The 21,707-nt window shown below is 63.4% G+C and carries 15 protein-coding genes and 1 tRNA gene; 2 read left to right on the top strand and 14 right to left on the bottom strand.

Going from position 1 to position 21,707, the window contains the following annotated elements:
* Positions 1 to 4: 4 nt before the first annotated feature.
* From EAX62_RS01990 to EAX62_RS01960, 7 genes are all read right to left on the bottom strand, one after another.
* The gene (locus EAX62_RS01990) at positions 5 to 1,840 is read right to left on the bottom strand and encodes a hypothetical protein (RefSeq protein ID WP_121899994.1); all 1,836 of its coding nucleotides are present in this window, start codon (positions 1,838 to 1,840) and stop codon (positions 5 to 7) included.
* Positions 1,837 to 2,814 (bottom strand): PD-(D/E)XK motif protein, encoded by a 978-nt coding sequence (locus EAX62_RS01985; protein WP_121899993.1) that lies wholly within the window; start codon positions 2,812 to 2,814, stop codon positions 1,837 to 1,839. Before EAX62_RS01985 ends, EAX62_RS01990 begins: the two co-directional genes overlap by 4 nt.
* A complete protein-coding gene (locus EAX62_RS01980) occupies positions 2,811 to 5,408 on the bottom strand; it encodes a Z1 domain-containing protein (RefSeq protein ID WP_121899992.1) in 2,598 nt (865 codons plus the stop codon). The genes EAX62_RS01985 and EAX62_RS01980 overlap by 4 nt, the downstream gene beginning before the upstream one ends.
* 7 nt (positions 5,409 to 5,415) lie before the next feature.
* A complete protein-coding gene (locus EAX62_RS01975) occupies positions 5,416 to 5,817 on the bottom strand; it encodes a very short patch repair endonuclease (RefSeq protein ID WP_121900948.1) in 402 nt (133 codons plus the stop codon).
* Between the two features lie 40 nt (positions 5,818 to 5,857).
* Positions 5,858 to 7,261: a DNA cytosine methyltransferase gene (locus tag EAX62_RS01970; RefSeq protein ID WP_199711062.1), complete on the bottom strand. Its 1,404-nt coding sequence runs from the start codon at positions 7,259 to 7,261 to the stop codon at positions 5,858 to 5,860.
* Between the two features lie 309 nt (positions 7,262 to 7,570).
* Positions 7,571 to 8,746, bottom strand: a complete 1,176-nt coding sequence (locus tag EAX62_RS01965) for a site-specific integrase (RefSeq protein ID WP_121899991.1) — start codon at positions 8,744 to 8,746, stop codon at positions 7,571 to 7,573.
* Positions 8,747 to 8,942: 196 nt separating this feature from the next.
* A tRNA-Ala gene (locus tag EAX62_RS01960) sits at positions 8,943 to 9,015 on the bottom strand.
* Between the two features lie 149 nt (positions 9,016 to 9,164).
* Here EAX62_RS01960 and lgt point away from each other — a divergent pair.
* Together lgt and EAX62_RS01950 are read left to right on the top strand one after the other, a co-directional pair.
* On the top strand, positions 9,165 to 10,154 hold the full coding sequence (gene lgt, locus EAX62_RS01955; RefSeq protein ID WP_199711061.1) for a prolipoprotein diacylglyceryl transferase: 990 nt from the start codon (positions 9,165 to 9,167) through the stop codon (positions 10,152 to 10,154).
* Positions 10,155 to 10,494: 340 nt separating this feature from the next.
* A complete protein-coding gene (locus tag EAX62_RS01950) occupies positions 10,495 to 11,202 on the top strand; it encodes a hypothetical protein (protein ID WP_147453973.1) in 708 nt (235 codons plus the stop codon).
* A 67-nt stretch (positions 11,203 to 11,269) separates the two neighbouring features.
* Here EAX62_RS01950 and arfA read toward each other — a convergent pair whose 3' ends face one another.
* The 7 genes from arfA to treY all read right to left on the bottom strand — a co-directional run bounded on the left by arfA (position 11,270) and on the right by treY (position 21,600).
* Positions 11,270 to 12,781, bottom strand: a complete 1,512-nt coding sequence (arfA, locus tag EAX62_RS01945) for an arabinosylfuranosidase ArfA (RefSeq protein ID WP_121899989.1) — start codon at positions 12,779 to 12,781, stop codon at positions 11,270 to 11,272.
* A gap of 53 nt (positions 12,782 to 12,834) precedes the next feature.
* Complete coding sequence (locus EAX62_RS01940) at positions 12,835 to 13,725, bottom strand: carbohydrate ABC transporter permease (RefSeq protein ID WP_121899988.1); 891 nt, start codon at positions 13,723 to 13,725, stop codon at positions 12,835 to 12,837.
* Positions 13,722 to 14,651, bottom strand: a complete 930-nt coding sequence (locus EAX62_RS01935) for a carbohydrate ABC transporter permease (RefSeq protein WP_121899987.1) — start codon at positions 14,649 to 14,651, stop codon at positions 13,722 to 13,724. The genes EAX62_RS01940 and EAX62_RS01935 overlap by 4 nt, the downstream gene beginning before the upstream one ends.
* A gap of 57 nt (positions 14,652 to 14,708) precedes the next feature.
* The gene (locus EAX62_RS01930; RefSeq protein ID WP_121899986.1) at positions 14,709 to 16,046 is read right to left on the bottom strand and encodes an ABC transporter substrate-binding protein; all 1,338 of its coding nucleotides are present in this window, start codon (positions 16,044 to 16,046) and stop codon (positions 14,709 to 14,711) included.
* Between the two features lie 141 nt (positions 16,047 to 16,187).
* The gene (locus EAX62_RS01925) at positions 16,188 to 17,201 is read right to left on the bottom strand and encodes a LacI family DNA-binding transcriptional regulator (RefSeq protein WP_121900945.1); all 1,014 of its coding nucleotides are present in this window, start codon (positions 17,199 to 17,201) and stop codon (positions 16,188 to 16,190) included.
* 33 nt (positions 17,202 to 17,234) lie between these two features.
* Positions 17,235 to 19,001, bottom strand: coding sequence for a malto-oligosyltrehalose trehalohydrolase (treZ, locus tag EAX62_RS01920; RefSeq protein WP_158600464.1), 1,767 nt, complete (start codon positions 18,999 to 19,001; stop codon positions 17,235 to 17,237).
* A 31-nt stretch (positions 19,002 to 19,032) separates the two neighbouring features.
* A complete protein-coding gene (gene treY, locus EAX62_RS01915) occupies positions 19,033 to 21,600 on the bottom strand; it encodes a malto-oligosyltrehalose synthase (RefSeq protein ID WP_233557765.1) in 2,568 nt (855 codons plus the stop codon).
* Between the last annotated feature and the right edge of the window lie 107 nt (positions 21,601 to 21,707).

The raw sequence follows: 21,707 nt of genomic DNA, 5'->3' as shown, positions 1-21,707 counted from the left end.
AGTCTCACTTGTCCGCCACCGCCTTGAAGTCGACATCAATTGCAATGCCGAGGGGATGACTGAACACCACATCAATGTAACCGCCGTCCACTCTCACTTGTGGATCCTGAATCAGGGTCCCCCCCGCAGTTGACCAGCCTTCCAAGCGCACGTCATCCCCCCCAGCCAAGGATGATCCCTCAACCGCGATGGCGAGCTTCGTGGCTGAGACGAGCACTGGACCAACGCCGTCAATCCGCAATGGGAGTTCTACAAACTGCCGACCTGGTTGAGAGTCAACAAAGTAGCGCTTCGGTTCGCCGGCGACGTGCACTTTGGGTGATTCGGACTTCGTCGCACGGCCGCCGCCGACGGCATGCTTGGCCCCAACTGGCACGGTCCCGTCGGCGGAACCCGTAAGCCCAGCCAGCGCGACGGACAGCGCCCCCGTGGACTTCGCACCTTCGCCGGAGACGTCCACCACGACGGGCTTCAGGTAGTCCGACATCGCCCCCTTGATTTTGATCAGGGCTCGTCGGACCGTACCGCTTGCTCTCTCGTCCTGCATTGACTTGAAGTTCCACGCGTCGTGGGCCGGGGGTTCGGACTGGGCGAACAGATCGTCCAACTCCTCTACCGGTTTAAACACGCCGACCCAATGGCTGAATGCATGTGGTTCGTCCCCGAACGCCTCGGTAGTGACGACCAACTCGGCGGAGTGGCGCATGTAGGTGACGGTGTCTGCCATTGCTGCCAGCGGATCGTCTACACCCACTGGGCCGACGCGGGTCAGTGCCAGATGACCCATCAGTTCCTTGGGCCGAAGACTTCGGATCTCCCGCACCGATACGAGCGGGTTCTCGTTCTGCTGACCCGACTGGACCTCTCGGATAGCAGTCAGGCACTGTTGCCCCGCTTCCAGGATGTCCGAAGGGCGGTCCTGATTGCAGATTGGCACGCGTGAACCGTGGTCGAAAAGGTTGACGGTCATACGTCGATCCTGCTCTTGGTCCTTCGCAAGTTTTGGCCATAAGTGCTGCAGCACTGCTCTACCCCACATGCTAACGGCTGATTCTCCGGGGTTGTCGCCATTGAGTCGGTCGGGCTTGGGGTCGAGAATCAGAAGAGATGTTCCGGTTTCGAACTCAGCGAAGTGTCGCTCGAACAGGGCCTGCCCAAGTCGGGTTGCATTCTCGCCGGTCGCCGGCTCGATTCGCTGTCCGCCGTGACCATCGGAGACCACGTGACCCCACCACTGCCGGCCGGTGTAGAGCCGACCGTCCACAACGAACCTTGGGCCCATCGCTGAACCAATGAATCTTTCTTCGTAGAATCCTGTCAGCGCGTTCTTCCATCGCGACCAAATGATAATCGTGTAGCAGGAACTGGCAGAGTAAGCCGTCGTCTTTCCATAGCCGTAGGTACCACCGCCGGGCGCATCTGGGGGTGCTCCCAAAGTCAGGACGAAGTCGGCGTAATCCTTAGGTATGCCATCGCCGAAGTCCAGGTCATTGCGCGTGGGACCGCCAAGTCCCTTGGTGCCGCGATCGACGATCTCAATCGCCGTGAGGGAGTCTGCTTCTAAAGCCTTTGCGAGCCCGAGGTTCTCCGAACATCCCCTCAAGACGTTCCATTTGAGAACGTCGCATTCGGGCATACCCAGTGTCCGCAACCGCATCTCAAACTCCGGAATTACTCCGCCCCTGAGACGAGCGTCCCAACTGTTTTGTGCCATCTCCCGGATGAGGATGTCGCGAGGCGCGAAACTTGGTTGCCCCAACGACCGCTGTTGACCTGTCCCATCGGTGTCGCCGGGTCCGAAGGGCTTGGCAAACCACTCCAAATCGGGCATCCCGATCATGCCGACATCATCCCGTCCATGTAGGCCTGCAGTTCGAATGCAGTCATCGCCCCCGGCGCCGACAGTAGGTTCAATGTGTACTTGATTTGAGTGATTGCCTCACCTCGATCTATTGGGAGATCGCCGCGGCGCAGTCCGGGGAAGGTTGATCCGACACGCCATGCCAAGGCTTCGATCGGGGCGATGAATCGATGTTCATCCGAGTCGATCCCGAGGCGGAAGCCCTCACCCTCCAACTTGTTAACCAAGTCTGCATGATTGCAGCCCAAAGCCACGAGCCCGTTAATCATTTCCTCCAGGTTTTTCCCTTGAGGAGCTGATTGCACGTGCAACCGGATGAGTACAAGAGGCGTTTCGGCCACTTCGTCCAGTTGGGACAGACTTGAGATCGTCACGGAACGCGAGTCGTTGCCGGACGATTTCACCTCCAGATCTCCCTTGGCTGTCGAGAAGTCATGCACGTGTGGATCTGGTCCATGCCAAGCATCCACCGCGTAGTGCGCATTCCGCTGGGCCAACCATGAGAGCACGACAAGTTCCCCAAAGATGCCGCGCGCAAGATTTTCGGCGAGTACCCGGCCTGGCTTGAGGAGCTTCTGCATGTCCTTGATTGCCTCTTGGATCGCAATGTGCGGTGACTCGCGGTTTGCGACCCTGTCGACGATGGAGTCCGTCAACTGCTCGAAAGGTTGGGACAGGAGTTCGTCATGACAGATCAAGTCGAGGTATCGAACACCAGTGGTTGGGTGACTCCATTCGGTCAGCTCAATGGACTCTCCCTGCTCGGCCTTGAAGGCGAAGTCCGCAGGGATGGGGGCAAGCACGTGGCGCTGGCCTTGCGCATTGACCCCCAAGAGCAGTCTCGATGCCTTCGGCGCACCAGATTCCACGTCGCGAAGGATCAGATTAGATTCGCCACCTCGCCCCCAAAGGTCCGCCAACAGCAGACCGAACTGTTCGCTTGAGTTGGTCATTCCTCCCCCTGCTCCTCGGCTTCATCTTCCACAATTTCTTCGTCTCCTTCGACGGTGAGTGGGACATCCCAAGTGCGTTTGACTGACACGAAGGTCCCTTGGTCCTTCTCAACGTCGTTTACGTGGGGGAAAACGACCGCGAAGCCCAGCATGGGCCGGTCGATTGGCATATTGATGCGGGAGTCTGAGTCGCTGGACGCCTTGGCTTGGGAGCCCAATGGGTAGAGCAGGATCAGTCCCCTGCCATCGCCATGCTTTCGCCGGATACGACGACGGCCCTCTTCCGTTTCAGCCTGCGTGCCCTCGTAAAGTGCTGAGTCGATGTCCGCAAGTCGGTCTGGCTGCGACGTCAGGGCCTTGAGGTCGACCTTGGCCTCAGTGCTGTTTTTCATGGGTGTGCGCTGGAAACATACCAGCTCGTGCGGCCCGAGCTTAAGAGTTTCCGCTGGCTCCTTTCCCCCCGTGCTGTTGCCCACGAGCACGATGTTCCAGACGTCACCTCGGGCCCACTTCTCGATCCATTCCACGGTTGCTTCCCGTCGGACCGTATCGGTGAGCCACCTCTGGTCTTCGTGGGCGCGAAATGATCGGATGAAGGCAGACACGCGTTCGCCGTCGACGCACTTGGCAATAAGACGGGCTTCGTTGCTTGCCAGCGACGAAAAACGCAGGCCCTTCACGAGTACGTTGGCGGCTTCGATATTCGACTCGATCGTCGAAGGTCGGCCATCCAGGAGGAAAGTCTGCGCCGACGTTCCACTCAGACCCAGCTGAACGATTTCAGCACTGAACATCTTGTTTTTCGATGTGATCTCCAGCCGGCCTGGATGCGCCCGCACCCTGACCCCGATCTGGCGTGGCGTGTACTCGGTCCCTTGGACCGATGCAATTTCGTCGCGGAGGTCCTTCTCCACGCGAGCCAAGTACGCGTAGTCGGTGTCCAGACCGGCTGTGACCCAGACGCGAGGGAGATCCTCATAACCGGGGCGATATCCAAACCATCGGCCCATCTGAAGCAGCGTGTCGTAGGTGTTCGATGTCCTGGTGAAGTAGGAGACAACCAGCCCTTCCAGTGTGAGTCCGCGCGACAGGGTTCCACCACCCACCGCCACGACGGTCTGAACAGGGCCTTCCGGGTCGTAATTGAGCCGATCGGCAGACTCCCCATTGTCCACGATGACCTCGAGTTCCTTTAGGACACTCTTTGCTTCCTTCTGGACGTTATCCCACTCAGGCAGCGGTTCTGTGGCCTCGGATGCCACCTTCAACACCTCCTCGTCCCAAGCAGCCTTGAGCAAACCGGGAGTTGTCGTGTCATACCCGCTGAGGAGTTCCCTGCCATAGGCGACCAACCTTGCCTTCATGGTTCGATGCGGTGCCGTGTAGTGAGTGGTGTGGACCAGCATCGACGAATGCGACTCCATATGCCCCCGGGCGCGACGGATGGCAGTCGCCAATACAAACCACTGGAACGCTGCTTTCAGGGAGGTTGGCAGATCCGGGTCAAAGAACTCCCGGTCTTCGGCATTGCTGGGAGGTTTCAAGGACGAGGCTTCAGCTGCTGGGATCCGCCTGACCATGTTGAGTCCGTCGAATTCCAAGCCCTCAGAGACGGTGTCCGCAACGCCGAATACCCGCTCAGCACCGAAGTAACCTTCCCCGGGCTGGATCGTGGTTACAAAATCAGAGGGGAAGAGGTCGCTTTCATTGTCGGGGTCCATGAGAATGTTGGCGAAAGGTGTTGCTGTGTACGCCAAATAGGTACCAGTCACAACAGTTCCCCACAGACCGCGCAGCCACTCGTTGATCGTGGAGATCTTCTCCTTCTCAGCCATGGAGTTCGGAGTGGCTTGATCTGCTTCGTCGTCCACGATTAGGATCGGCGCCTTTTGGAGCACCTCAAGGGGAATCGACTTCAGCATCTTCACCAAGTAGTGGAGGCGCGTCGGATTCTTTTTGACCACGGCACACAGCAGCTTCTGGCCAGTGAACAGAGTTCCCGGTTTCAGTACGCCTCGGAAGTCATCGTCCTTGTCGGTCAACGGGTACCAATCAGCCCCATCGAACAAGTCTGAGTTCAGACGAACTTGGGTCTGCTCTCTCAGGTTGTTGTTGATTCCCGAGAGCACGATGACGAACTTGTAGCCCTCGTCGGCTGCCTTGGCGATGACCCCCGCATAGTTACGAGTCTTACCTGATTGTACGTTTCCCATCACGAGACCCTTGCGCTTGGCCTTACCGGTCAGCGGATTGGCCAACAAACTGGTGATGGTGGTCGTCTCCTCCGACAGGTTGTCCAAGCTCGGCGCCTTCGCCTCCCGCAATCGTCTGAAGTATCGCGCCCACTGACCATCCGGCTTGGGTCCGGTGTACCAGGGAACGAAGGTCTGGGGATCCAGGACTGTTGAGAGTAGGTGCTGGTGCTTGGCCTGCTCGGCCAGCAAGTCGTCCAAGACGGAGTCGATCAAGGAGCGATCCAACCCGTAGCTCTTCAAGGTCGCTGCCGCTTCCTTGAGTGGAACCTTGGATTCCATGCTCTCGTCCACGATCAACTTGCGGTACTTCTTGTGGGCAGCTTCGCCAAACTCGAACATCACGCGCTCAGACTAACGGGCTTCTGGGAGGGTCGGTGTTGAGATTACCCAATACGGACCCGACTTGGGTAGCGGCCTCCGTTGGATCCACATGCTCCCAGAACCGGATGACTCTCCAACCTTGGCTCCTCAGTTCCTCGGTGGTGTCCGCGTCGCGCTTCACGTTCTTGGCCAGCTTCGCCCGCCACCATTCTGCATTGTTCTTTGGCGCCACTCCGTGTTCGGGGCACCCGTGCCAGAAGCATCCGTCCACAAAGACAGCGAGTTTCCACTTCGGAAAGGCAATATCAATGGACCGCCGAGGTCTCCCGGGAGCCGGGTACTGGATGCGGAACCGCAGGCCTTGGGCGAACAGCACTCGCCGTAGTGCCATTTCGGGCGAAGTGTCGCGAGTTCGCTGACGCTGCATCCTGGCCCGAACCACTGGATCAGGCGGAACAACAATCTCATCATCGCTCAAAAATCTTGGCCACCTGTTCAGCGATCTGGAGTGCCAGTAGAGGGGGGACGGCGTTGCCCACTTGATGATACTGCGCAGTCCTTGGACCGCAGAAGTAGTAGTCGTCAGGGAAGGTCTGGAGTCGAGCTGCTTCACGAACAGTGAGGCTGCGCATCTGTTGGGGATCAGGGTGGATGTAGTAATGGCCGTCCTTGCTGATGTGGGACGCGATGGTGCTACTGGGACGGTCCCAGCGCTGAACCTTGAACCTATCGACGAACGGCGTCTTGGCCCCGTCAATGTTTCGATGGTTCGGTCTCAGCTTCGGCGGCAGCTCGAAGACCTTCGGTTGCTCGCCGAACTCTGCGAGTCCGGCGAGATACGCATAACGGGTCAGGTCTGAAGCCATATGGGAGCGGGGGTCATGAAGTGTGATTCCGACCTCCCTGTGGGTTAGCCAGCGCTCGAGCTTCTCATCTGGCTTCGGATTGGAGTCCACCTTGCAGTCATTCCTAATTGAAGACTCCGACAAGAAATGGAAGGCCTCATTTTGGGCCTTGATCCAAGCTGATGGATCTGAATTTCGTGAGACGCCCGAGAGGACCTTACCCAAGCCAACCAGAGCTTGCGCCACGGTGACCTCTCCCGCAGCTGGCTTGAGCTGACCCCAGACGCCAGTGCCGAAGCCGTCACGAACGCCAAGGAGAATGATTCGGTGTCGCCGCTGTGGAATGTTGTACTTCTCGGCACGAATGACAAAATCAGCGGGCTCAGGTGACTCATCATCCACGACCAAGCTCCTGATGCGGTACTTCCCATCGTCAGAAAGATCCCGCATTATGCGTTCGAACATCGCAGATCCATTATGGTTTGCGGACAGGAGTCCCTTTACGTTCTCCATTACGAAGACGGGTGGCTCGAACCGCTTGATGATGTCCAAGTACTCCTTGTAAAGGAAGTGCTTGTGATCCGCAGCGAAGGTGGGATCATGCGCTCGGCGCGAGCGCCCAACGAGTGAGTAAGCCTGACACGGAGGCCCTCCCACCAAGACCCAATCCGAATGCCCATCGATAGCGGCATGAATGCGGGATGCGACCTTCTCGCGGTTCTCGCGTCCCAGCTCGATCTGGTTGACGTGAGCGCGGGCAAAGGCCTCGGCCTTCTTGAAGTCAGACGTCCCTCGCAGCTCGCTCATCGACAACTCGCCATCCAAGAACTCTCGGTAAGGCTCATACAGCTGACTTTGAGTGGACAAGGCTCTAACCGTGGACCGCAAGACGAGCGTCTCGACCGCGTTGGACTCCATCTCGAAGGATGCTGCGATTCTGAACAGGGGTTCGTCCCCGACGACCACGGAAGCGAAGCCTTCGTTGAGACCGCCTGGGCCAGCGAAGACATCTATGACGGGAATCAACAGCCAACCTTCCAGGAATCCGAAAAGGCCAGGCTACTACACCTCCCCACAGCAGCGACGTCACCCGAGACCGGGGTGTCGCTGCTACGTGCAGGCTGCGTTTGCCTAGGAGATCATGTCAAGTCGTCACAGATCCATGCAGCAGTCCCAAGGTTGAAGAACGAAGGGTGCTCGCTCTGGACTAGCAATTATGCTTTCCAATCACAGGTGCCTTGGGTGGGGTTGTTGGGCCCGTTCTCGACGTTCTGGGACATGGGACTGTTCCTTCCGTACGTCTGGGTACAGGGTGGCCCAGAGCAGCCGATGCCATTACCCGTTGGTGTGATCCCGCTTCGGTGTGTGGATGGGATGGGTGTTGAGCAGAGAGTCGATCATCGCTGCGCCCGATTTATCCCTCTGGAGTTCGGGCACTTGATACAGGTTCGCCATCGCGGCGGTTGTATGGCCGAAGCGACGCTGAACCTCACGATCGGTCATGCCCGCCTGCTTGGCCAATGTGGCAGCTGTCGCTCTCAGGTTGTGGAGGGTCAGGGTGGGTCGGCCGATGATCTTGGCGGCGCGACGGTGGGCTGAGGCCAGAACTGTCTCGTTCATCGTCTTCCGCGTTCGTCGAGCAGGGAAGAGGAGGTCGTCTGGTTCGAATGCGCGCGTCTCGAGCCAGGGTCCGAGGTAGTCCAGGACAGTGGCGGGCAGGTAGACGACCCGCCTGCCGGCGGGTGTCTTTGTGTCGGTGTAGGTGCGCTTGTACTCGCCCTCCGCCACCTGCTCTCGTCGGATGGCTCCGGCGATGCGGACGGAGCCCTCCTCCATGTCGAGATCACGGCGGCGCAATCCGCGAATCTCCCCAGACCGGAGACCACCCAGCACGGCGACTGCCAGGGCTGGTCGGTAATACTTCTCCACCGCGTCGAGGTATGGCCCCACCTCCTGTGCACTCAAGGCCTCGGCGGCGCCCTTTGCCCGTGGTTTGCCCGCGCCGACGATCCGGCAGGGGTTGGTGGCGATCAGTTCGTCGTTGATGGCGTCGTTCATCAGGTGCTTCAACAGGTCGTAGGACTTCCCGTTGATCGTCGGGGTATCGGGCAGGCCCTCGTGCCAGCTACGGACTTTGGCCGGAGTCAGGAGAGAGACAGGGACGTCGCCGAGGGCGGCTTCGATCCTCAGCCGGAAGGCCCGCCTGTAGTCCTCGACCGTGCTCCCGACGATTGGCGACCGTGAACGGGTCGACCAGGCGTGGATCCGCTGCTCCGCCCACTCGGAGACGGTGAGGGCGGCGGCGCTCTTCTTGCGCTCGCGCATCGCCGGGGGAGTCCACTCGCCCTGGTCGATCATCCGACGTTCTACCGCGTGCCAATACTTGGCGTCCTCGAGGTGCGTGAAGGTCTTCGAGTGGCGTTTTCCGTCGGGTCCGAGGTAACGAACCTGATACGCGCCGTTGTTGATGCGCACGCCGCTGGGGAGCCTGATCTGTCTGCCTGCTGCCATGGCTGCCTCGTCCAGAGCTCAGAACTTGAGCCCACGGTGAGCCCAATCTGAGCCCATTATGCGCCTTTTTGAGCCCAGTCTGAGCCCAATTCGTGGCATCCAGTGGCGGGGTGTGGCGCAGTCTGTCGCATGCTCAAACGCTGCTGACTACGTATTTTGCGGCGATTTCGCCTTGTGAAACGCGGGTTCGGAGTTGTGGAGCATAGGGGACTCGAACCCCTAACTTCCACCTTGCAAAGGTGGCACTCTACCAATTGAGTTAATGCCCCGAAGTCACAGCCGGACCAGCATACCCAGAGGGTGCCCCGGTGGTGAAACTGGCCCAAGGGTGTGGGTGGAGCTGCATCGGGTGTCTCAGGCCAACCGGAATACTGCAACGCCATTCGGCCCATCTCCCGGCAGGTGTAATGCTTGGGCCATGGTGCCCCTCGTCCTCACGTTCCCCGACATCAACCCAGTGGCCGTCAATCTGTTCGGGTTGAAGCTCCACTGGTACGCGATCATGTATCTCCTGGGCTTTGCCGTGGGGTACTGGCTGATGCGACGCCGCCTGCACCACGAGCCCTTCCGCTCAATCACCACCCCGAAGGCATGGTCGCCCACCGACATCGAGGACCTCCTCCTTGCGGCGGTAGCTGGCGTGATCATCGGCGGACGTCTGGGCTACGTGGTGTTCTACAAGCCGCTGGACTATCTGGCTGACCCGTTGGCCATCCTTCGGCTGTGGGACGGCGGAATGAGTTTCCATGGCGGCGCCATCGGTGTGGTGGTGGCAGTGGGAATCTTCGCGTGGAGGATGGGTCGCCCGTTCTGGCAGGTCGCGGACTTCCTGGCGCCAGCCGTGCCCATGGGCCTCATGTTCGGGCGCATCGGTAACTTCATCAACGGTGAGCTCTGGGGCCGCCCCGCCCCGGCTGACCTGCCGTGGGCCATGATCTTCCCGACAGGCGGCGACGTCCCCCGCCACCCCTCGCAGCTGTACCAGGCCCTGTTGGAGGGTTTGCTGCTGTTCGTTCTGCTCTGGTTCTACGCCCGCAAGCCGCGCTACCGCGGCCAGGTGGCAGCCGCCTTCCTCATCGGGTACGGCGCCTTCCGGTTCATCGTGGAGTTCTGGCGGGAGCCCGACGCCTACCTCGGTTTCCTCTCGCTGGGATGGAGCATGGGGCAGTGGTTGTCGGCCCCCATGGTCGTGGTGGGTGTGGCCCTCTGGCTGTGGTTCCAACGACGCGCCATCTCCGACGTTGAGGCGGGAGTCCTGCTGGCAGACGAGGATGTTGCTGCGGCTTCGCCGAAAGCTGAGTCTGAGACGGACGAGGAGCGATCCTCGAACGCGTCTGTGGAAAACGACGACGAATCTGTGGAGAAGCTGGCGAACGGTGAGGCAACGAACGCCTCCTCGTCGCCTTGATGGCGATGTGGTGGTAGCACGAAACCTGAGGGATTCGCAACCTCCGAATCGCTGCCGTAGTGAAGTTGTCCACGCCCGCCCCGAAACTGTGGACAACATGCTTTCGACACGTCATGCCTAGTGGAAGTCACTTGGAACCCGCGAGGCGGGAGTTTGTCCACAGTTGTGAACATCCCTGTTGACAACAATGCAGGCGTGGCCTGTGAATATCTCAGAGTCTTTTTCCCAGTCCGCACGTGTCCCCCGTCAGCGAGAAGCCATGGAGAGGGTCTGGTGTGGAAAAGTCCCGCCCGATGGCGCTCAGATCGCTTCTGCACCCACCGACACGTACCCTGAGCACGTGATTATTTCCCCCCGCGCCCGTGCCCTGGCCGCAGCCGCTGCTGCCTCCGCCCTTCTCCTGACCGCATGCGGGGGGTCGGACGCTGAAGAAACGCCCGCCCCGTCGCCCACCGTCGAGGCGTCCGAAACCGTTGCGCCCACCGAGGAGATGACCACCGAGGAGGCGACTCCGGAGGAGTCCCCTATCGCCGAGGAGAGCGCGGCGCCCAAGGCCAGCACCACGCGCGAGCCGGTCACCACCGGCCCGCTTGAGGGTGAAGAACTGAACGCCGCAGGCGTGGCGTGGTTCGGTGCCTTCTGCACCGGCGTGGCCAAGGCAACGTCATTCGCGGGCCCGGACACCACGGGCATGGCCATTGGTGAGGTCACCGACACGGTGGTCACCACGTACCAGAGCATCGGTGGAAGCTTCACAGAGACGGGGCAGGCCCTCGCTGCCCTGGACACAGCCATGAACTTCGAGAACGCGGACGCCTTCGCCGCCTCATCCACGAGCGCCGTCGATGAGGTGGGCGCGGTGTACACGCAGGGCTCCGAGACCGTTGCGGCCGGCACCTACGCCACCGAGGCCGAGCTCCTCAAGGTTGTCAACGCCACCGAGGCCTCCGTCGTCTCCGCCGGCGGCGGCGACTTCGGCCTGTCCAACCTCGACGACACCGTCCTGGCATCCGTCGGCGCCCAGGTGCCGGCCTGCGCTGAACTCTGAGTCACTAGCACCACGCACAACGCCAGGGACCGGCAGCTGAGGCTGCCGGTCCCTGGCGTTTCCCATGTCACCCGAGGGCGAGGGCACTCCAGGACACGGGGGGCAGGACCACGGTGATGGTCCCGTCCACGATCTCGTGGTTGGGAGTGGAGTCAACGCCCACGCGTTCACGGTCGTTCAGGGTGTTCTTGGCGTACACGTCGGCATCGCTGAGGGTGTGCTGCTCCAGAACACTCACGTCGCCGAGCGCCCGGATGTCCACCGTGAGCTCGACGCTCTGGTCCTGGCTGCGGTTCACGAGGAACAGGGCGCTGCGTTTCGTGTCCCCGTCATGCGTGGCGACGGCGTCGACGAGTGGTACCTCACCGTACTCGGCGGTCTCGTAGGTCGGCGTCTTGAGTTCGAGTCGCAGTGCCTCACCCTGGGCCAGTCGCGACGTGATGGAGAAGGGGAAGAACGTGCTCTGCCGCCAGGCGGGGCCGCCCGGTTCGGTCATGATGGGCGCGATCACGTTGACGAGCTGAGCCAGCGACGCGCTCGTCACCCGGTCCGCGTGGCGCAGTAGCGAGATCATCAGGTTGCCGAACACGACGGCGTCCGCGACGGAATAGACGTCCTCCAGGAGGCGAGGGGCGATTGGCCAGTTGTCGACCCCCTCGATCTTGTCGACGTTGCGGAACCGTGAGAGGTACCAGACGTTCCACTCGTCGAACGAGATGTTGATGGTCTTGTCACTGCGGAGGACCGCCTTGACGTGGTCGGCGGTGGCCACCACGGACTCGATGAAACGGTCCATGTCAACCGACGAGGCGAGGAAGCTGCCGAGATCGCCGTCGGTCTCCTCGTAGTAGGCGTGGCACGAGATGTAGTCGACGTCCTCATAGGTGTGCGTGAGCACGACGCGTTCCCACTCGCCGAAGGTGGGCATGGCCGCCGACGACGAACCGCACACGACGAGCTCGATGTCCGGGTCCAGCTGCCTCATGGCCTTCGCAGTGCGTGAGGCGATTTTTCCGTAGTCGTCAGCGGACCGGTGGCCCAACTGCCAGGGCCCGTCCATCTCGTTGCCGAGGCACCACATCGTGACGCCGAACGGGTCGGTGCGCCCGTTGTCGATGCGTCTCTGGGAGAGAGCGGTTCCGCTGGCAATGTTGGTGTACTCCAACAGGTCAATGGCCTCCTGCGTACCGCGGGTCCCCAGGTTGACCGCCAGCATCAGCTCGCTGCCCACCTTGTCCAGCCATGTCTGGAACTCGTGGAGGCCCACCTCGTTGGTCTCCGTGGAGTGCCAGGCAAGGTCCAGTCTGCGCGGACGCTCAGCGACCGGGCCCACGGAGTCCTCCCACTTGAACCCCGAGACGAAGTTGCCGCCGGGGTAGCGGATCGTGGAGACACCCAGCTCGCGCACCAGTTCCACCACGTCGGTGCGGAAACCGTCAGCGTCTGCGCGTGGATGGCCGGGCTCGTGGATGCCGTCGTAGACGTGCCTCCCGAGGTGTTCGACGAAGCCGCCGAACAACTGTCGCTGTATCTTCCCGACCGTGAAGTGGGGGTCGACGGTCAGATGGGCGGAGTGCATGACTGCTGCTTTCTCTAGCGGTGGGTGGTTGCTGCGCGACGTGCTGGTGTGGGTCACTTGATGCTGCCGATCGTCAGGCCGCCCTGCCAGTAGCGCTGCAGGAACAGGAACGACAGCAGCAGCGGCACGACGGAGATGAAGGCCCCTGAGGTGATGAGGTTCCAGACCTGCTCGCCTCCGGCTCCCGCGTTGGAGAGCGCCAGCCACCTGTTGAGACCGACCGTCACCGGGAGCAGGTCCGGGTTGGTCAGGACGGCCAGTGGCAGGAAGAAGTTGTTCCAGGTGCCCACGACGGACAACAGGAGGACCGTGACGATGGCTGGTTTCAGGAGCGGCACCACGATGGTGATGAAGGTCTTGACCTCACCTGCACCGTCGATGCGGGCGGCCTCCATCAGTTCGTCCGGCACCGCATCCTGGATGTAGACGCGCATCAGGTAGACGCCGAACGGGTTCAGCAGCGAGGGCAGGATGACCGCCCAGGCGGTGTTGATGAGCCCGTACTGGCTCAGGAGCATGAACGTGGGGATGACGAGGGCTGTGAGTGGCACCATGACCGAGCCGAGGATCATGCCGAAGACGAAGCCACGTCCCCTGAACCGGTACTTGGCAAACCCGTACCCGGCAAGCACGGCGATCACGGTGGCCCCGATGCCCGCGGTGAAGGCGTAGACGAAGGAGTTGGCGAGCCACTGCCAGTAGATGCCCCCCTGGTGCTCGAACAAACCGGCGACGTTGGTGAAGAACGCTGCTGGGTTGTCGAACCAGAAGGCTGGCGAGGAGAACAGGCTGCCGGTGCTCTTGGTGGCTGCCACCACCAGCCACCAGATGGGGATGATGAAGTACAGGGCGAGGACGACGAGCAGTGCGTGGGAGCCGAGGCGTCGTCCGCCCTCCCGGGCACGGGCGTGCGGACGAGGCGTGGTCAGGGTGGTGGTGGTCATTTCAGTCCGCTCTGCTTGCGAGTCAGGAACAGGAATCCGAACGAGCCGATGAACACGAGGATGCCCAGGGAGAACGCGATGGTGGCGGCGTAATTGAACTGGCTGTAGCTGAACGCCAGCGCGTAGGCATACATGTTGGGCGTGTACTCGGGTGGCAGCGAGCCGGAGGCGATGCTGCGGAGCACGGTGGGCTCGGTGAAGAACTGCAGCGTGCCGATGAGCGCGAACGTGATGACCATCACCATCGACGACGAGATCATGGGCAACTTGATCCTGGTGGCGATCTGCAGGCCACCGGCCCCGTCGATGCGGGCTGCCTCGTATATGGCGGGGTCAATGGCACGCAGGGAGGCGTAGATGACGATCATGTAGTAACCGGACCACTGCCAGGTGACCACGTTCACGAGACTGCCGAAGATGGATCCGGCGGCGAGAAAGTTGGGTGTCTGGAGCCCCACGAGGTCGAACAGCGTGGCCGCGGGCCCGAACCGTGGGCTGTAGAGGAAGCTCCACATGAGGGCACCGATGACCACGGGGATGGCGTAGGGCGCGAACATCAGCAGGCGGGAGAGCTTGGACACCCAGGTGGACAGGGAGTCGATGACCAGGGCCGCCAGCATGGCGATGCCGAGCTGCGTCGGGATCATGATGATGGCGAAGAGTGCGACTCGCCGGATCCCACCCAGAAAGAGCGGATCCGTGAAGGCCTTGACGTAGTTGTCGGCGCCGACGAACTGTGTGCCGCCGGCGAGTGTGGAGCTGGACAGGCTCATGGTGAAGGCGTATCCGAGCGGGAAGACGAGGAACACCGCGAAGACGATGAGGAAGGGGGTGATGAAGAGCCAGCCGACCTGTTGCCGGCGTTCGATACCGCTGCGGCGTGTGCGACGGGGAGCGTCCACAGCCTCGATGACGTGCGTGGTCATGGCGATTTCTTTCCGTGGGTGGCGGGTCGTCGTGAGTCACGACGACCCGCCACGAAGTCAGTCGAGGAGGGTGAAGCTCTGATCAGTCGCGTACTTCTCCAGCGCCGCCTGGAGGTCGTCCAGGGCCTTGTCGGAGGTCGTGGAGCCATCCACCACCACAGCTGTGACCTGCTGCTGCAGCTGGTCGTAGGCGTAGTTCTGGAAGGGGCTGAACGTGAAGCCCTTGTAGCCGGCGGCGGCGTCGAGGAAGACGTCGTTGTTGATCTGCTGGCCACCGAAGAAGGGGTACTCCAGGTCACGGAAGTAGTCGGATTCCAGGATCGGACGCCACAGGGGGAACAGCGCTGCCTTCTCGATGCCGATCTTCCACGCCTCCTCGGTGCCGAAGACCTCCTTCGCGACGGTGGCGGCCGCCTCCTTGTCCTTGGCCTGCTCGGTCACGGCAAACGTCGACCCACCCCAGTTGATCTGGGTGGGGGAGGCCGTGTCCCACTGGGGGACCGGGGCGGCGCGCCACTCCGCGCCCTCCTGTGTGCCCTCGAGGCCTTGCAGGTAGCCGGGTCCCCACGCGGCAGCCACGTAGATGGCGTACGTGCCGTCCACGAGCTTGGTGTTGTAGTCGGCGGTGAACGCCTCGTCGACGGCCACCAGGTCCTTCGATGCGAGGTCCTCCCAGTAGCTGAGGACCTTCTTGGAACCCTCGTCGTTGACGTCGATGCCCAGCTCCTGCGGCTTTGCGCTGTCATAGACGAAGGGCTGTGATCCGGCCTGTGCGAACAGCGCCTGGGTGAAGGCCCGTCCGTTGGGTGGGAAGTTGGCCAGCACCCCGGGGGCGCCGGCGTCCTTCAGCTTCTGGGCGGCAACGGCGAACTCGTCCCACGTGGTGGGGGGCTCGATCCCGTACTTGTCCAGGAGGTCCTTGCGGTACAGCATCCCCATGGGGCCGCCGTCGACGGGGATGGCGTAGACGGCGTCCCCGCTGGAGACGTCCTTCCACGCGCCCTCGGTGTAGTCGTCCTTGACGTCGGCGGCACCGAACTCGGAGAGGTCCACCAGCGCCTTGCGGATGGAGAAGCTGGAGAGCACTTCGGCCTCCAGCATGATGACGTCGGGGGCCCCGCTGCCCGACTCGATGGACGTGGAGAACTTGGTGTACTCGTCGTTGCCCTGCCCGGCATTGGTCCAGCAGATCTGCACGTCGTCATGGCTGTTGTTGAAGGCGTCGACGACATCCTCGAACGCGGGGTACCAGGCCCACACGCTGACCTGTGTGGCGTCGGGCTTGACGATCTCGTTGGTGCAGGTGGCCTCGGCGGCTCCGGGCGAGGAGCACGCGCCGAGGGTGACCACAGCCAGTGCCGCGGCGCTGAGTGTGGCGATGGTCTTGGTTCGCATGGTGCAGGATTCCTATCCGTGTGGACGTCGGTGTCTACGCGAACTGGAGTGCGTCGGTGTCACCGCCAGTCGTGTACAACGTTATAGGTAAACGTTGTAGAAGAAGTATCAGTTCCCTCTGGGCGGTTTGTCAAGGGTGTCTCAGCTGGCGGGGGCCGACTCTCGCTCAACGATGCGGAAGTCCGCCATCTGCAGGCCCCTTTCGGGTGCGCCGGGGGTCTTCCTGATCCTCTGCAGCAGGGTTCGCACGGCCGTTTCGGCGATCCAGGGCTGCCCCGGGTCGATGGTCGTCAGGGAGGGGATGGAGTACTGGGCCTCGTCCAGGTCGTCCCAGCCCACCACGGCCACGTCCTCGGGAACACGGAGCCCTGCCTCCTGGAGCACGCGCATGGCGCCCAGCGCCAACGTGTCGTTGAGTCCGAAGACGGCGTCGAAGGTGACGCCCCCATCGATGAGTTCGCGCATGGTCTCTGCGCCATTCCTGCGGCGCCACAGATGGGTGTGGCCGATGAGGGCCTCGTCGAAGTGGATGCCGGCGGCCTCCAGCGCCTCCGAGTAGCCGCGCAGCCGAAGGCCGGCGGAGCCGACCACCTCCCCCCGGTGGGCACCCACGACGGCGATCCGCCGGCGCCCGGAAGCCAGCAGGAACTCGGTGGCGGCGCGGGCTGCGTCGATGTTGCGCATCGTGATGTGGTCCACGGGGCTTTCGAAGATGCGTTCGCCCAAGAGCACCAGTGGGTAGGACACGTCGAGGAAGCCGACGTCGTCCTGACCCATGCCCAGGGGGCTGAAGATGAGGCCGTCGGTGAGTTTTAGCCGAGGGCTGCGGAGCAGCTGCAGTTCACGTTCCCGGTCGCCGCCCGTCTGCTCGACGAGCACGACGATGCCGGCGTCGTCCGCCTCCGCGATGACGCGCGCGGCCAGTTCGGCGAAATAGCTGAGCGCCAGATCCGGCACCGCCAGTGTGATGGCGCCCGTGCGGCCGGAGCGCAGGCCGCGCGCCGTGAGGTTGGGCGTGTATCCGAGCTCGGCGATCGCCGCCTCAACCCTCGCCCTCGTGGACTCGCGCACGTGTGGGTAGTCGTTGATGATGTTGGAGACCGTCTTGATCGACACCCCCGCCAGCCGTGCGACGTCGTGCAGTGTGGGCGCCATGGTCATCCTTCCTCCACGCGTACCCTACAGCGATTACAACGTTGCAGGCAGTAGGGCGATGATGGCTCCCCCCGGGAGCGAGTTCGCTCCCGCTCCGTCCTCCAGGGGCGTCCAGCTCGCCAACACCTTCTCCACGGAGCCCAGGTCGAGCTCGACGGTGCGGTCGGTGGCGCGGGTCGCGGCCACCACCACCCGGCCCCGACGCATGACGATGGTGTCGTCGTCGTTCTTCTCCAGCGTCGTCTGGGACAGGCGGGGGTTGAGGACGTCCGGCTGTTCGTGGCGGATGCGGATCAGCGTCCTGTACCAGTCGAGCATGCGTGCGTGCGCCGGTTCGGAGCGCTCGTCCCAGCGCAGAACGGCCTCCGCCATGGTCGTCTCGGCCTGGGGGTCGGGGACTGGCCGGTCCCAGCCCATCCGGGCGAACTCGCGGGCACGGCCCTGCGTCACCAGCGGTCCCAGGTCGGGACCCAGGTCGCTGAAGAAGGGGAACGGTGTGGAGGCGGCCCACTCCTCGCCCATGAACAGCATGGGGGTGTAGGGCGACAGCAGGTAGAGCGCGGCTGCCGCTGCGTGCTGGGCGGGGGTGATGGTCTCATCGATACGGTCCCCGGTGGCCCTGTTGCCCACTTGGTCGTGGTCCTGCAGGAAAGCAACAAAGGAGTGGGCGTCGTAGTCCTCTGAAGTCTGCTCCACCTGCTGACCCCACTGCTCACCCCGGAACGTGGACGTGGCTCCGTCGTGGACGAACACGCCGTCGAGTGCCTTCTGCAGCACCTCGACGGGGCCGAAGTCGACGTAGTAGCCCTGGGTCTCGTTGGTGAAGAAGCTGTGCAGGGCGTGGTGGATGTCGTCGGCCCATTGCGCGTCCATGCCCCTGGCGTCCGGGACGGACCCCACGGGAGAGACCATGGACGGCTGGTTCAGATCCGACTCAGCGATCAGCATCAACGGTCGTCCCGTCACCTCCTCCCAGCCCGCGACGGCCTCCGAGAGCTCCACGAGGAAGTGCTTGTCGGAGTCGTCGGCGAGCGCGTGGACGGCATCCAGTCGCAGCCCGTCGAGGCCGAAGTCGACGAGCCACTGCCGCGCCGAGTCCACAAGGAAGGCACGGACCTCCTCGGCGCCGGGGGCGTCCAGGTTCACGGCCGGCCCCCACGGGGTCTCGTGGGTGTCGGTGAAGTAGGGCCCGAACTGGGCCAGGTAGTTGCCCTCGGGGCCCAGATGGTTGTGCACCACGTCCAGGATCACGCCCAGACCGCGGGTGTGGCAGGCGTCGATGAAACGGACGAACCCGCCCGGCCCACCGTAGGCGCGGTGCACCGCGAACAGGCCGACGCCGTCGTAGCCCCAGCCACGCGAGCCCGCGAAGTCGGCCACGGGCATCACCTCCACGGCATCCACTCCCAGATCGACGAGGTCATCGAGGTGCTCGATGGCGGCGTCGAAGGTGCCCTCGGCGGTGAAGGTGGCCACGTGCATCTCGTACAGGACCGCACCGCGGAGGTTCCGCCCCACCCACGACTGGGGGCGGCGGAACAGCGACGGGTCCACCACCATGCTGGGCCCGTGCGGCCCGTCAGGCTGGAACAGGGAGCGCGGATCCGGCAACGGCTCGCCGCCGTCGAGCGAGAAGGCGTACTGCGTGCCCGGCTGGAGCGTCTCCGGCAGCACCCACCACCCGGGGCGCCCCTCGGCGAGGACCATGGGGAGGCGCTGTTGGTCCACGACCACCTCCACCCGGCGTGCGGTGGGGGCCCAGACATTTCGCTGCAGGGGATTGCTGTGGTGCATCGTCATGGCTCCTTGGATCTGGGGCTGGGGCTGGGGGTCAGTTGACGGGGACCAGCAGCGCGACGGGGAGGTTTCCGAGGACGTCGGACAGCAGGGTCTGGCCCCCGGTCACCTCCTGGCCACCCAACAGGCACCGAAATTGTCCCTCGGGGAGGAACACGGTGTGATCGCCCCAGCCGCCGCGGTCCATGAGTCCTGAGAGGAGGCGCGTCGCCACAGTGATGGCGGTCACCTGCTCGTCACCTGCGACGGCGCGGGCAAACGCGACCGCGTGCCCCGTGGTCGCGCCCACGGGACGGTACTCGGCCGTGACGCCGCGGAACGCATCGGGGTGATCGCGGCGCAGACGCAGAGCGCGGCTGGTGACCAGCAGCTTCTCCGCGTCGAGGCCGTTGCCGCTGCCTGCGTCCACTCCGGCGAGCAGCCCCGCCTGGCGGTAGAAGTCCACCGGTCGTCGGTTGTCGGGATCCACCAGTGACAGGTCCACCACCTCGCAGCCCTGGTACACGTCAGGGATGCCGGGCATGGTGAGCTGGAGCAATTTCTGCCCCAGCACCGTGGCGCGCACAGACTGCATGGACAGGGCCACGAACTCGTCGAGTGCCGAGGCAACCCGCTCGTCCTGGAGCGCGGCGGCGGCCAGCGACTGGATGGCATCCTCGTAGGCCTCGTGTGGTTCCGTCCAGGTGGTCTGCGACTTGTTCTCCCGCATGGCCTTGGTGAGGTACCCGGCGAGCCGCTCCTGGCTGACGGGGTGCTGGCCCGCCGTCGTCCCGGGTAGCCGCCACATGCCCAGCAACGTCTGCCACAGCAGCAGCTCGGTGGCGCCGTCGACCTGCTCGGTGCGGATTTCCTCGGTGGCGGAGTGCAGCTCCGTCAGGCAGGACTCCCACTCCTTCGGGAACTCCGTGAGCGCCGACAGGCGGGCTCGGACGTCCTCCGAGCGCTTCGCGTCATGGGTGGACAGCGTGGTCATGGTGGAGGGCCACGTCGTGTTCAGATCGCTGCAGAAGTCGTGGAAGGAGTCCGCGGACACGCCGACGATGGTGGGTTCGCTTCCCACCTCGTTGACGGCGACGAACCGGTTCCACCGGTAGAAGGCTGTGTCCTCCTTGGATTTGGCCATGACGGGACCGCAGGTCTGGGCGAAGCGGACCATGAACTCCGAGCGCAGCGCGTCGGTGTTGGGCGCGTCCCTGGGGAACTCCGTGGTGACGGCGTGACCGTGGGGCTGGGGTAGCGTTTCCGCGCCCCGACCCTCCTCGCCGGTTCCGGGATCGCCGCATGCCAGTGCCACGATCAGGTCCAGGGTGTCCTGCTCGTCGTCGGCGAGCCGCTGCCGGGCACGCTCCGCCGCCTCGAGGACCACCTGGCGCTCCTCGTCGGAGGGGACGAGGCCGGGCTCCACGTAGGCGCGGTAACGATCCATGCCCATGAGTAGTTCGTTGATGGCCCGGTACACCTGACGGCGGGTGTGGTCCCGCAGCCGGATGTCACCGTCGCAGACCCCGACGACGATGGACACGAGGCGGTTCACCTCGGTGAACAGCATGTCCTGCACCACCTCCTCCTTGGCGCGAGCGAGGTTGGCGGCGAACCCCTCCCCGGAACCGGAGACCCGCTCCCACAGGTCGGTGAGGCGGGGGAGGCTGGCGGCGTCGTGGAACAGGCCGGAGACGCGCAGCAGGGCGTCGTAACCGGTGGTGCCGTCGCACTCGAAGTTGCTTGGCAGCGCCTCATCGGCCTCGAGGATCTTCTCCACCACCACCCAGCAACCGCCGGTGGCCTTCTGCAGGTCGGCCAGGTACTGGCGGGGGTTGGCGAGGCCGTCGGGATGGTCGATGCGGAAGCCGTCGATGAGCCCCTCCGCGTGAAGGTCCACGAGGAGTCGGTGGGTGGCGCGGAACACGTCGTCGTCCTCCACCCGGACAGCCGCGAGGGTGTCGACGTCGAAGAATCGGCGGTAGTTCAGCTCCTCGCTGGCCACCTTCCAGTACGCCACCCGGTACCACTGCTGTTCGAGCAGTTCAGGAAGCGGCAGGTGCTCGGTGCCGGGGCGGATGGGGAACACGTGGTCGTGGTAGACCACCACCGGCTGCGACGAGATGGTGTCGTCGGCGTTGGGGACGTCGCGGGTTTCCACCGTGATGGTGCCGGCGGCCAGTTCGCGCCCGATCTTGTCGCCCAGCACCGGCATCAGGATGGCCTGGGAACCTGTGAGGTCGATGTCGAACCAGTGGGCGAATGGGGAGTCGGGCCCCTCACGCAGCACCTCCCACAGGGCATGGTTGTGCCACAGCGGGGTGGGGACAGCCATGTGGTTCGGGACCACGTCCACCACCACACCCAGTCCGTGGTTGTGCGCAGCGGTGGCCAGACGTCGGAACGCGGCCTCCCCGCCGGACTCGTCAAACACCTGGGAATGGTCCACCACGTCGTAGCAGTGCATCGAGCCCGGCGCGGCCTGCAGGATGGGGGAGCAGAAGAGGTGGGTGATCCCGAGCCCGGCCAGGTACGGCACCTGCGCGGCGGCATCGTCGAAGGTGAAGAGGCCATGGCACTGGAGGCGGTACGTCGAGGCTGGCACGGGGTTTCGGTCTGTCACGGCGCCAACTCTATGCAGTGGAGGGGCCTCGCCAGCCATCCAGTACCGCCGTTGCCCACTTTGGAAGGGGAGATGCTCGCCAACGTCGCGTAACCTGTGCAGGTTGT

It is taken from the genome of Tessaracoccus antarcticus (assembly GCF_003688855.1).
Taxonomy (GTDB): domain Bacteria; phylum Actinomycetota; class Actinomycetes; order Propionibacteriales; family Propionibacteriaceae; genus Arachnia; species Arachnia antarctica.
Note: the sequence above shows the minus strand (reverse complement) of the source record. Positions and strands in the feature narration are given on the sequence as shown.

Bases quoted from the DNA above. Each gene is read 5' to 3' on its own strand.
- EAX62_RS01940 (WP_121899988.1), bottom strand. From the start codon at position 13,725: ATGACCACCACCACCCTGACCACGCCTCGTCCGCACGCCCGTGCCCGG.
- EAX62_RS01930 (WP_121899986.1), bottom strand. From the start codon at position 16,046: ATGCGAACCAAGACCATCGCCACACTCAGCGCCGCGGCACTGGCTGTG.
- lgt (WP_199711061.1), top strand. From the start codon at position 9,165: ATGGTGCCCCTCGTCCTCACGTTCCCCGACATCAACCCAGTGGCCGTC.
- arfA (WP_121899989.1), bottom strand. From the start codon at position 12,781: ATGCACTCCGCCCATCTGACCGTCGACCCCCACTTCACGGTCGGGAAG.
- EAX62_RS01990 (WP_121899994.1), bottom strand. From the start codon at position 1,840: ATGATCGGGATGCCCGATTTGGAGTGGTTTGCCAAGCCCTTCGGACCC.
- EAX62_RS01980 (WP_121899992.1), bottom strand. From the start codon at position 5,408: ATGTTCGAGTTTGGCGAAGCTGCCCACAAGAAGTACCGCAAGTTGATC.
- EAX62_RS01965 (WP_121899991.1), bottom strand. From the start codon at position 8,746: ATGGCAGCAGGCAGACAGATCAGGCTCCCCAGCGGCGTGCGCATCAAC.
- EAX62_RS01985 (WP_121899993.1), bottom strand. From the start codon at position 2,814: ATGACCAACTCAAGCGAACAGTTCGGTCTGCTGTTGGCGGACCTTTGG.
- EAX62_RS01925 (WP_121900945.1), bottom strand. From the start codon at position 17,201: ATGGCGCCCACACTGCACGACGTCGCACGGCTGGCGGGGGTGTCGATC.
- EAX62_RS01935 (WP_121899987.1), bottom strand. From the start codon at position 14,651: ATGACCACGCACGTCATCGAGGCTGTGGACGCTCCCCGTCGCACACGC.
- treZ (WP_158600464.1), bottom strand. From the start codon at position 19,001: ATGACGATGCACCACAGCAATCCCCTGCAGCGAAATGTCTGGGCCCCC.
- EAX62_RS01975 (WP_121900948.1), bottom strand. From the start codon at position 5,817: ATGCAGCGTCAGCGAACTCGCGACACTTCGCCCGAAATGGCACTACGG.